The sequence below is a fragment of the Streptomyces sp. SID13031 genome (assembly GCF_010548305.1).
Classification (GTDB): Bacteria; Actinomycetota; Actinomycetes; order Propionibacteriales; family Kribbellaceae; genus Kribbella.
Map to the genome: position 1 here is coordinate 1 of NZ_JAAGLV010000071.1, position 467 is coordinate 467.

A 467-nucleotide genomic window follows, 5' to 3' on the forward strand; every position below is an offset into this window, starting at 1 on the left:
ATCAGGGGGTTTACAGCCTCCCGATGCGTCCGTATAGTGCGCACCACAACGACGGACAACCCCGAAGTTGTAGTAGAGATGAGCGGCGCTGTAAAGCATCAAGTAATCTCGAATGTGTGCCCAGGTGGCGGAATTGGTAGACGCGCTGGTTTCAGGTATCAGTGACTTAACGGTCGTGGAAGTTCGAGTCTTCTCCTGGGCACCATACAAAAACCCACTAGCTTGCTAGTGGGTTTTTTCTTGCCTGCGTTTTTTGTATCCCTCCTCTTTCGATCATAGGTGCAAACCTGCACCGCCCTCTTCGCGGCTAAAGCCGCTCCCACAGGTACTTCACTCCCCTCACCTGTGGCGATCCTGTGGGAGCGGCTTTAGCCGCGAAGAGGCCAGTACAGGTTGATGCTAATCAGCCTTCATCCGCTTCCCTGGGTTACAATGCGCGCCACCGTGATTCTGCCAACAGGTGCGCC

1 tRNA gene is annotated in these 467 nt (G+C 54.8%); it reads left to right on the forward strand.

Going from position 1 to position 467, the window contains the following annotated elements:
- Positions 1–118: 118 nt before the first annotated feature.
- Positions 119–205, forward strand: a tRNA-Leu gene (locus G3I17_RS39275).
- The last annotated feature ends 262 nt before the right edge of the window (positions 206–467 follow it).